8 protein-coding genes are annotated in these 9618 nt (G+C 69.6%); 6 read left to right on the forward strand and 2 right to left on the reverse strand.

From position 1 onward, the window contains the following. Nucleotides 1–162: 162 nt before the first annotated feature. The 3 genes from DDF67_RS19920 to DDF67_RS19930 all read left to right on the forward strand — a co-directional run bounded on the left by DDF67_RS19920 (nt 163) and on the right by DDF67_RS19930 (nt 2566). Entirely contained in the window at nt 163–987 is an 825-nt protein-coding gene (locus DDF67_RS19920; protein ID WP_109102575.1) for a glycosyltransferase family 2 protein, read from the forward strand. Beyond that, nucleotides 987–1742 (forward strand): polysaccharide deacetylase family protein, encoded by a 756-nt coding sequence (locus tag DDF67_RS19925; protein ID WP_109102576.1) that lies wholly within the window; start codon nt 987–989, stop codon nt 1740–1742. The genes DDF67_RS19920 and DDF67_RS19925 overlap by 1 nt, the downstream gene beginning before the upstream one ends. Before the next feature lie 95 nt (nt 1743–1837). Next, a complete protein-coding gene (locus DDF67_RS19930; protein ID WP_109102577.1) occupies nt 1838–2566 on the forward strand; it encodes an energy transducer TonB in 729 nt (242 codons plus the stop codon). 51 nt (nt 2567–2617) lie between these two features. On the opposite strand, the gene DDF67_RS19935 is transcribed toward DDF67_RS19930, so the two are convergent. After that, nucleotides 2618–3781: an acyl-CoA dehydrogenase family protein gene (locus DDF67_RS19935; RefSeq protein WP_109102578.1), complete on the reverse strand. Its 1164-nt coding sequence runs from the start codon at nt 3779–3781 to the stop codon at nt 2618–2620. A gap of 33 nt (nt 3782–3814) precedes the next feature. Then, on the reverse strand, nt 3815–4897 hold the full coding sequence (locus DDF67_RS19940) for an NAD(P)/FAD-dependent oxidoreductase (RefSeq protein WP_332888336.1): 1083 nt from the start codon (nt 4895–4897) through the stop codon (nt 3815–3817). Between the two features lie 140 nt (nt 4898–5037). On the opposite strand from DDF67_RS19940, the gene DDF67_RS19945 reads away from it, so the two are divergent. From DDF67_RS19945 to DDF67_RS19955, 3 genes are all read left to right on the forward strand, one after another. Continuing rightward, on the forward strand, nt 5038–5445 hold the full coding sequence (locus tag DDF67_RS19945) for a helix-turn-helix domain-containing protein (protein WP_058350643.1): 408 nt from the start codon (nt 5038–5040) through the stop codon (nt 5443–5445). A 181-nt stretch (nt 5446–5626) separates the two neighbouring features. After that, nucleotides 5627–8785: a GAF domain-containing hybrid sensor histidine kinase/response regulator gene (locus DDF67_RS19950; RefSeq protein WP_109102580.1), complete on the forward strand. Its 3159-nt coding sequence runs from the start codon at nt 5627–5629 to the stop codon at nt 8783–8785. Nucleotides 8786–8871: 86 nt separating this feature from the next. Continuing rightward, the gene (locus tag DDF67_RS19955) at nt 8872–9312 is read left to right on the forward strand and encodes a DUF6491 family protein (RefSeq protein WP_109102581.1); all 441 of its coding nucleotides are present in this window, start codon (nt 8872–8874) and stop codon (nt 9310–9312) included. The last annotated feature ends 306 nt before the right edge of the window (nt 9313–9618 follow it).

A 9618-nucleotide genomic window follows, 5' to 3' on the forward strand; every position in this document is an offset into this window, starting at 1 on the left:
CTTAACCACGTTTCCACGTTCGCCAGACCGGGCCGCGACAAGTCGCCCCGCCCTTTCCCCTCCCCGCGACAAACTGCCACGCTGAAGCTTTCTCCTTTTGTGCGAGAAACATTGTTTCCAGAACGCAACAATGTTACCGCGCGCCAACTTTCGGGGGAAACGATGGCCAGACTCTCGGCCTTGATCTGCGTACACAACGAGGAAGCCCGACTGGCCGAATGCCTGGCGCGGCTGTCCTTTGCCGACGAACTGGTGGTCGTGCTCGACCGCTGCACCGACGGCTCGGCGATGATCGCCAGGCAATATGGCGCGGTGCTGGTCGAAGGCGCCTTTCCGCTGGAAGGCCCGCGACGCGCCGCTGGCGCAGCCGCCGCCAGCGGCGACTGGATCCTGGAGATCGACGCCGACGAGTATGTCAGCCCCGAGCTGGCCCGCGAGGTCATGGAAGCCGTCGCGACGGGACAGGGCGACTGGCGGCAGATCCCGGTCGACAACTACATCGGCGCCCGGCTGGTGAAGTACGGCTGGGGCGGCTCGTTCGGCACCACGTCGGTCGCCCGCCTCTTCCGTCGCGGCGTCAAGAGCTGGGGCAACCAGCGCGTCCACCCGTCGGTGAAGTTCGTTGGCGAGGCCGGCCCGTCGCTGTGCACGCCGATCCGTCACGAGGTCGACGACAACATCTCCGACATGCTGCGCCGTCTCGACCGCTACACCGAGCTGCGGGCAAAGGACCTCGCCGAGACCGGCGAATGGCCGGGCCTTGGCCGCAACGCCTTCCGGGGCGTGCGCCGGTTCTACAAGTGCTATGTCTCCCGGCAGGGCTGGCGCGAAGGCGGCTGGGGCTTCCTGATCGCCCTGATGGCGGCGATCTATCCGCTGCTGTCGGTGCTGCGCATGCAGCTGGAGGTGCGGGGCACGGCCTCGATGGCGCAGGATCCGACCGCGGCCTGCGCCGAAGCCGTGGCCTCGACCTCGCCGCTGGCCTGATGCTGCAGGCCCTGCTGCTGTCCCGGGAGCTGGCGCGCTGGCGCGCCGCCGGCCGTCGCGCCCGCCTGTGGTGGCGCGACGACGACGCGCGCCTGCCCACCCCCGCGCTGGAGCGCCTGCTGGCCCATGCCCTGGCCTTCGACGCGCCCCTGACCCTGGCGGTCATTCCCGACGGCGACCGCGCCCAACTGGCCGAGCGCCTGTCGAGCGTACGCGGCGTCAGGGTGGTGCAGCACGGCGCGGATCACATCAACCGCAGCCCTGGCGGCGGCGCCTTCGAGTTCCCGCCCGAGCGCAAGGCCGGCGAGATCGCCGCAGCCCTGCGTGACGGCTGGACGCGGCTGGCCCCCCTGCCCGGGGCGCTGAAGCTGTTCACCCCGCCCTGGAACGCTATCCATCCGGACCTGATCGGCGCCCTGGCTAACGAGGGCTATGTCGGCTGGAGCGCCTGGGCCGAGGTCTCGCCCAAGGCGACGCCGCCGCGCATCGACACCCACCTCGACCTGCTTCGCTGGAACCCGGCGCCGCGCTTCCGGGGCAAGGCACGCTTAGCCTCACAACTACGCCGCCAGCTGGCGCGCCGTCGCAAGGCCGGCGCCTGGGACGCGCCGATCGGCCTTCTGACCCATCACCTCGACCACGACGAAGCCGCCTGGAAGTGGCTGGCCGGCCTGATGCGAACGGTCCGCCGCCACCCTGTGCTGGCCTGGAGCGACCTAGGCGACCTGCTGTCGGAGGCACGGCCGGCGACATAGATTTTACGTACGTCATTTTATTTGTTTACTGTCGTAATTTTTCGTGACAGCGTGAAGACGTCGACACCGATCGACGCCGCTTCACGGAGATCGCCATGATCGCCCACCCCGCCGACTTCAACCCTCGCATCGCCGGCCTGGACCGCGACGAGAAGCGCAAGTTCTCCAAGGGCCTGGTGTTTGCACTGGCGCTGTCGGGCGCGGCGCACGTGGCGGTCCTGGCCTATGTCGCTGTCCAGAAGTACGGCGGCCTGCCCGAACGGATCGAGCCGGGCAACATCATCATCAGCCCGCCGTACACGCCGCCCAAGCCCCCGCCTCCTCCCCCGCCGGAAAAGGCCGAACGGGTTCCACCCAAGGCCAGCAATCCGCTGCCTGTCCGCCAGCCGATCCCCACGGTCCAGACGCAGACCGAACCGCTGATCACCCCGATCCCCAAGGATCCCGGCCCGTTCAAGCCTAGCGAGCCGGTGACGCTGGACGAGGGCCCGCCGGCCCCGCCCGCGCCGCCGACGATCGCGCCCCGGATCATCACCCGGGCGACCTGGCTGAGGATGCCCAGCGCCGACGACATGTCGCGCTACTATCCCGAAAGCGCCCAGCGGCGCGGGGTCTCGGGCGGGGCGACGCTGAACTGCGCCGTCACGGCCAAGGGCACGGTGCAGAACTGCATGGTGGTCGCCGAAAGCCCGGCTAGCGAAGGCTTCGGCGATGCGGCTCTGAAATTGTCGCGGTTCTTCAAGATGAAGCCGCAACTTGAGAACGGCCAGGCGGTCGACGGCGCGCAGGTGAGGATCCCCATCCGCTTCAACGCCGCTGAATAGCCTGGTCGCCGGCGCCCGCTCCGTGCGTATTTTCGGAGCGGGCGCCGGGGTTCAATAGCTCTTGGGCAGACCCAGCACGCGCTCGGCGATGAAGTTGAGGATCATCTCGCGGCTGACCGGCGCGATGCGGGCGATCATCGCCTCGCGGAAATAGCGCTCGACGTCGTATTCCTTGGCGTAGCCCATGCCGCCGTGCGCCAGCACCGAGGCCTCACAGGCGGTGAAGCCGGCTTCCGCGCCCAGGTACTTGGCGGCGTTGGCCTCGGCCCCGCAGTCCTTGCCGGCGTCGTAGAGGGCGGCGGCCTTGAAGGCCATCAGGTTGGCCGCCTCCAGTTCCGCCCACGACCTGGCCAGCGGATGGGCCACGCCCTGGTTCTGACCGATGGGACGGCCGAACACCACGCGCTCCTTGGCGTAGGTCGAGGCCTTGGCCAGGGCCGCGCGGCCAAGACCGATGGCCTCCACCGCGAACAGCACCCGCTCGGGATTGAGGCCGTGCAGCAGGTACTGGAAGCCCTTGCCCTCCTCGCCCACCAAGTCCTCCTGGGGCACGAACAGGTCTTCGATGAAGAGCATGTTACACTCGACGGCCTTGCGACCCATCTTCGGGATCGGCTTGGCCTCGATCTGCTCGCGGTCGGTATAGAACAGCGACAGCCCGCCCGTCGGCTTGGCGCACTGGTCCTTGGACGTGGTGCGGGCGATGATCAGGATCTTGTTGGCGCGCTGGGCGCCGGTCGTCCAGATCTTGCGGCCGTTCAGGCGATAGCCGCCGTCGACCTTCTCGGCCTTCGTCTCCAGGCTGGAAGTGTCGAGGCCCGAATTGGGCTCGGTCACGGCGAAGCACATCTTGTCCTCGCCTGAGATGATCCGCGGCAGCAGGCGCTCGCGCTGCTCGTCCGTGCCGAACTTCACCAGCGGCATGGGGCCGAAGATGTTGAGGTGGATGGCGCTGGCGCCCGAGAAGCCCGCGCCCGACTGGGCCACGGTCTGCATCATCACCGCCGCCTCGGTCAGGCCAAGACCCGCCCCGCCGACGCTTTCCGGCATGGCCACGCCCAGCCAGCCGCCCTGCGCGATGGCGGCCACGAATTCCTCGGGGAAGTTTCCGGTCTCGTCGGTCCGCCGCCAGTATTCGTCGTCGAAGGCGGCGCATACCTTGGCCACGCCTTCGCGGATCGCTTCCTGCTCGTCGGTCAGCCAGAAACCGGCCATGTCGTCCCTTCCCTGCGTCTGGTCGTTCTTTATCTAGCCCTCGAAACGCCGTGGATCGAAGGCGGCCGCATCCTCTCCGGGATCGGCGTCCGTCAGATACGCCGCGACCATGTCGGCCACAAGCGGAGCGAGCAGCCAGCCGTTGCGGCGTGCGCCGGCCGCCAGGATCACGCCGGGAACGCGGCTGGGGCCCACCAGCGGCAGGCCGTCGGACGTGGAGGCTCGCACCCCGACCTCGATCACCGCCCCGGCCCTGGCCAGTTCGGGCCGCAGACGCTCGGCGGCGAGGCGCAAGGGTTCGGCCACGGCCGGATCGGCCTGGCGATCTTCGCGTCCGGCCTCCATCGTCGCCCCGATAGCCGGCCGAGGCCCGGGTGCGATGTAGACGCCCTTGCCGCGCAGCACCGGGCCGTCGGCCATGGCGGTGTCCAGCCGCAGGATCTGGCCCTTGATCGGCGTCAGGCCCCCAAGTTCCGGCGCCAGCTCCCGTCCGCCGCCGCCCGTCGCGACCACCAGGGCGTCAAAGGCCAGGACCTCGCCGTCGTCGAGGCGCGCGCGGCCCTGATCGAAGGCAGCCACGCCGCGCGCGTCGAAACGGGCGCCGGCCGCGATCGCCGCCTCGCGCAGGATGGCCAGCGCCTGGCGGGCGTCCAGCCGCCAGTCTTCGTCGCTGAAGAGGCCCTTGGCGGTGCGCTCGAACCGCGCCCCGGCCTCGACCAGGGCCGCCTCGACCTCGGCCAGGAAATCCGCATCGCCTTCGACGGCGAGGCCGCTGCGATCGAGCGCGATCCCCAGATCTTGGGCGAAGGGCGTCCAGCGTTCGCGAGCGCGGCGCAAAACCGGCAGATGGCCACGCGATATCTTGTCGAACACCGCCTCGGCCGCCGGCGCCAGCATGCCCGCCGCCACGCCGGATGCGTTTTCGCCCGGCGGCGCGGGGTCGAACACCGTCACCTCGAACCCGAGTCGCGAGAGAATCAGCGCCGTCGCCGAGCCGAAAGCGCCGGCTCCGGCAATCGCGACGCGCGCGCCTGACTGCAAAATCATGGGCGGCAGACACCGCCCGGCGGCGCAAAGGTCAAGTCCGAATGCTTTTCTGTCGGTGAACCGACGCAAGGGTGCGGCATTTGTGTCGTGTTAGCGACATGCGACGTCGAGGCGACGTGACGGAATACGATCAGCGGTCTATTCTTCACCTTAAACAACCGCGCCACGTGCACCGCTACGGTCCGACCGGAGCCGAGGACGAGAACACCATGACCCAGAAGCCCACCGCCGAAGTCGCCCACCCCGTCGACATCTATGTCGGCGCCCGCATGCGGATTCGGCGCAAGGTCCTCGGCTTGAGCCAGACACAGCTCGCCGACGCCCTGGGCATCACCTTCCAGCAGATCCAGAAGTACGAGCGCGGCGCAAACCGCATCAGCGCCAGCAAGCTCTACGACGCCGCCCGCCTGCTGCAGTCGCCGGTGTCCTACTTCTTCGACGGACTGGAAGAGACCGACAACGGCGAGGACGACGGCGTCGCCCAGCGCATGACCCAGTTCGTAGCCACCCCGGAGGGGCTGGAGCTGGCCGACCTGTTCCCGCGCCTCAACGACCGTCGCCTGCGCCGCCGGGTGGTCGACCTCGTCAAGGCGATGGTCGACGACGAGCCGGCCTGAGACCGCCTTTCCTTCTCTTCTTCGATCTTCCGATCACGCGCCTCATCCCCCGGGAGAGGCGCGTTTTCGTTTGCGCCTCGGGCCTCTGCTTCAATAGGCCGCAGCGCAGCGATACCGGCGTTCAGCAGATGTGAAGCCGCTTCGGGTCACGCTCTCGACCTGAGATAGCGGCGTCCTGAACATGCTCGAAAACGATCGACTGGCGGCCCTGGCCTCCTACCGCATCCTCGACACGGCCCCCGAGCCGGCGTTCGATCGGCTGACCGACTTCGCCGCCGGGCTGTTCGGCGCGCCCATCGCCCTGATCTCGCTGGTCGACGAGCATCGCCAGTGGTTCAAGTCGCGCTACGGGCTGGAGGCGGAGTCCACGCCGCGCGAAATGGCCTTCTGCGCCCATGCCCTGCGCCAGGAAGCCCATTCGGTGATGGTGGTCGAGGACGCCACGGCCGATCCGCGCTTTTCCGCCAATCCGCTGGTCACCGGCGCGCCGGACATCCGCTTCTACGCCGGCGCGGTGCTCAGCGACCGCGACGGCCACAACCTGGGCACCCTCTGCGTCATAGACACCGCGCCTCGCCCCCGCCCGGCCGAGGAGGACCTGGACCGGCTGCGCATGCTGGCCGACGCCGTGGTCGCCCGGATGGAGCGCAGCCGCGCCGAGCGCCAGGCCGCCGAACAGCGACGCGTCCTGGCCATGACCGAGGCCATATCCGGCGTCGGCCACTGGCGCTGCGACCTGGTCAACCGCACCATCGCCTGGTCGGACGAGGTCTACCGCATCTACGGCCTGCACCCGGGCGCCTTCACGCCCACCTTCGAGAACTGGCTGGAGCTGTACCACCCCGACGATCGGACCCTGGCCGAGATCCGCATGCGCCAGGTGATCGCCGAGCGCACGGTGCTGGAGCACGAACTGCGCGTGGTGCGGGCCGACGGCGCCGTGCGCCAGGCCCATTCGCGCGCCACCTGCGAGCTCAGCGACGAGGGCCGCGTGATCGCCGTCTTCGGCGTGCTGCGCGACATCACCGAGGAACGCGCCCTGCGGCGCAAGCTGGAGGCCAGCGAGGCCCGCGCCCGCCGGGTGATCGCCGACGCCTACCAGGCCATCGTCACCATGGACGAGGCCGGCGTCGTCACCGACTGGAACCGCTTCGCCGAGCGCACCTTCGGCTGGACCGCGGCGGAGGCCATGGGCCGCCCCCTCTCCGACCTGATCATCCCGAACGAGCTGCGCCAGGCGCACGACCAGGGCCTGACCCGCTTCCTGGCCACCGGCGAGGCGGCGGTGCTCGACCAGCGGATCGAGATCTCGGCCCGGCGGCGCGACGGCGAGATCTTTCCCGTCGAACTGGCGATCAGCGGCACGCGCAGCGGCGAGGGCTGGCGCTTCACCGCCCTGATGCACGACATCAGCGCCCGCAAGGCGCAGATGGAGGAGTTCGAGACCGCCTTCCACCACGCCTCGGTAGGCATGGCCCTGGTCACGCTCGACGGCGCCTTCAACAAGGTCAACGCCGCCTTCTGCGACATCGTCGGCTATGACGAGGTCCAGATGCTGGCGACCGATTTCCAGACGATCACCTTCCCCGCCGACCTCGACAAGGACCTGGCCCTGCTCGGCCAGCTGCTCGACGGCGAGATCGCAAGCTACGGCATGGACAAGCGCTACATCCACAAGGAAGGCCGCATCGTCTGGGTGCACCTTTCGGTGTCGCTGGTCCGCGCGCCCGACGGCTCGCCCAAGCACTTCATCGCCCAGGTCCAGGACCAGACGGCCCGCGTCGAGGCCCAGGAAGCCCTGGAGCGCCAGACCCTGGAGCTGGCGGCGATGGCCACACAGCTGGCCTCCGCCCGCGACGCCGCCGAGGACGCCAATCGCGCCAAGGCCGAGTTCCTGGCCAATATGAGCCACGAGCTGCGCACGCCCCTGAACGGGGTGATCGGCTTCTCGCGCCTGCTGGCCGAAAGCCCCAACCTGGCCGCCGAGGACCGCAGGCGGGCCGAGCGCGTGCGTGGCGCCGGCGAGGCCCTGAACGCCCTGATCAACGACATCCTCGACTTCTCGAAGCTCGAGGCCCGCGCCGTCACCCTCGAAAGCGCCCCCTTCGCCCTGAAGGAGATGCTGGTCGAGACCACGGCCATGGTCGAGCCGCAGGCCGACGAGCACCAGGTCGACCTGCGCATGGTCGGCGACCTGGACGGCTGGTACGTCGGCGACCGCCACCGCCTGCGGCAGATCCTGCTGAACCTGCTGTCCAACGCCGTGAAGTTCACTCGCCATGGCTCGGTGACCACCCAGGTCGAGGTGCTGGGCCAGGCCGAGGGCCGTGCGGCCTTGCGGATCAGCGTCGTCGACCAGGGCGTGGGCATAGCGCCCGACAAGCTCGATCGCCTGTTCAAGCGCTTCTCCCAGACCGACAGCTCGATCACCCGCACCTTCGGCGGCACGGGCCTGGGCCTGGCCATCTCCCGCGAGCTGGTCGAGCTGATGGAGGGCCGCATCTGGGTCGAGAGCGACCTTGGCGAAGGCTCGACCTTCGCCTTCGAGATCGCGCTGCCGCTGGCCAGGGCCCCGACCGCCACGGCGCCCGCCGAGACCGTCGGCCGCGCCGCCTTCCCCGGCCGCCGGATCCTGCTGGTCGACGACGTCGAGCTGAACCGCGAGCTGTTCAGCGAGCTTCTGGGCCGGCGCGGCTGCGTGGTCGAGACCGCCGACGACGGAGCCCAGGCGGTGAAGGCGCTGGAGCGCGCGGCCTTCGACCTGGTGCTGATGGACGTCCACATGCCGGTGATCGACGGCCTGACCGCCACGCGCGAGATCCGCCGGCGCGGCCTGACCGCCGCCCCGATCGTGGCCCTGACCGCCAGCGGTGCGCCCCAGCAGATCGCCGCCTGTCTCGACGCCGGCATGGTCGGCCACCTGCTCAAGCCGCTTGGCGAACGCGACCTGGACCAGGCGCTGGCCCTGCATCTGGCCAACGCCTCGGCCATGGTCCCGCCGGCCGAAGGCGACGACGACGAAGCCGCCGCCCGCGAGGCCCTGGCCGCCGCCATGGGCGCGGCCCGGGTCGCACGCCTGGCCGGCATGCTGCGCCAGCAGCTGGCCGAGCGCTTCCAGGACGAAAGCCCCGAGGCCCTGCGCGAGGACGCCCACCGCCTGGCCGGTTCGGCCGGCATACTCGGCTTCATGCGCCTCTCGCGCGAGGCCGCCGCGCTGGAGACCGCCTGCATAGAAGAGCGCTCCCTGGCCGCTCCCCTCGCCGACCTGCGCCAGGCCGTCCGCCGGGCCGTGACCGATCTCGACGCCTGGATCGAGGACCTGTCGCGCCAGGCCGCCTGATTTCGCCGCTATCGGCCTGCAGATCGAAATATCGCCGAGACTCCGTCGCGCTATAGTGGAGGCTGTCCGATCAGGAGGCCTTCCACATGCGCCGCTCCGTCCCACTCATCTGCGCCCTCGGCCTCGCCGCGGGCGTCTCCACCGCCCTGGCCGCCCCCGTCCTGGCCGCGACCGCCGCGCCGGCCGAGAAGGCCAAGCCGGGCGGCGCCCGCGACGGCTGCTTCTTCGCCGACCAGGTGCGTGGCTACCAGGTCGTCGACGACCGCACGCTCAATGTCGATCTCGGCCGCAAGGAAGCTTTCCAGCTGACCCTGCTGAACACGCCCTTCGACCTCGATGTCTCCACCCGCATCGGCATCAAGTCGCGCACCGGCTCCTGGGTCTGCTCGCCGCTCGACGCCATGGTGATCGTGCCCGAGGTCACCGGCTCTTCGCGCAGCTATCGCGTCTCGACGATGCGTCGGCTGACCCCCGAAGAGTATGCGGCCGCCTGGCCCGGCGTGAAGGCCAAGAAGCCGAAGTCGTAGGGGTGTTTGGGTGGGTGATGCTCCCCCTGAAGGGGGAGCTGTCGCGGAGCGACTGAGGGGGAAGGAGCTGCTGCCTTTGATGGCGCACTGACCTCATCAGGGACTTCCCCCTCCGGCCCTCCGGGCCACCTCCCCCTTCGGGGGGAGGATCTTTGGGTACGGGCTCGCGCTCTCACGCGGCTTGCCGCTGAGTGGATGGAGAGGGCGCGGGGCGTCCGGGCTTCGCCCGGATGTGTGAGTTCTAAGTACCGTTTCGACGAAGCATAGACGCCCCGCGCGATCGTTTGTCCTCAGGCCGGGACGCGC

This window comes from Caulobacter endophyticus (genome assembly GCF_003116815.1).
In the GTDB taxonomy this organism is placed as follows: domain Bacteria; phylum Pseudomonadota; class Alphaproteobacteria; order Caulobacterales; family Caulobacteraceae; genus Caulobacter; species Caulobacter endophyticus.

Excerpts from the sequence above, each read along its gene's own strand:
- DDF67_RS19950 (WP_109102580.1), top strand. The coding sequence starts at position 5,627 with ATGCTCGAAAACGATCGACTGGCGGCCCTGGCCTCCTACCGCATCCTC.
- DDF67_RS19935 (WP_109102578.1), bottom strand. The coding sequence starts at position 3,781 with ATGGCCGGTTTCTGGCTGACCGACGAGCAGGAAGCGATCCGCGAAGGC.
- DDF67_RS19930 (WP_109102577.1), top strand. The coding sequence starts at position 1,838 with ATGATCGCCCACCCCGCCGACTTCAACCCTCGCATCGCCGGCCTGGAC.
- DDF67_RS19920 (WP_109102575.1), top strand. The coding sequence starts at position 163 with ATGGCCAGACTCTCGGCCTTGATCTGCGTACACAACGAGGAAGCCCGA.
- DDF67_RS19955 (WP_109102581.1), top strand. The coding sequence starts at position 8,872 with ATGCGCCGCTCCGTCCCACTCATCTGCGCCCTCGGCCTCGCCGCGGGC.
- DDF67_RS19945 (WP_058350643.1), top strand. The coding sequence starts at position 5,038 with ATGACCCAGAAGCCCACCGCCGAAGTCGCCCACCCCGTCGACATCTAT.
- DDF67_RS19925 (WP_109102576.1), top strand. The coding sequence starts at position 987 with ATGCTGCAGGCCCTGCTGCTGTCCCGGGAGCTGGCGCGCTGGCGCGCC.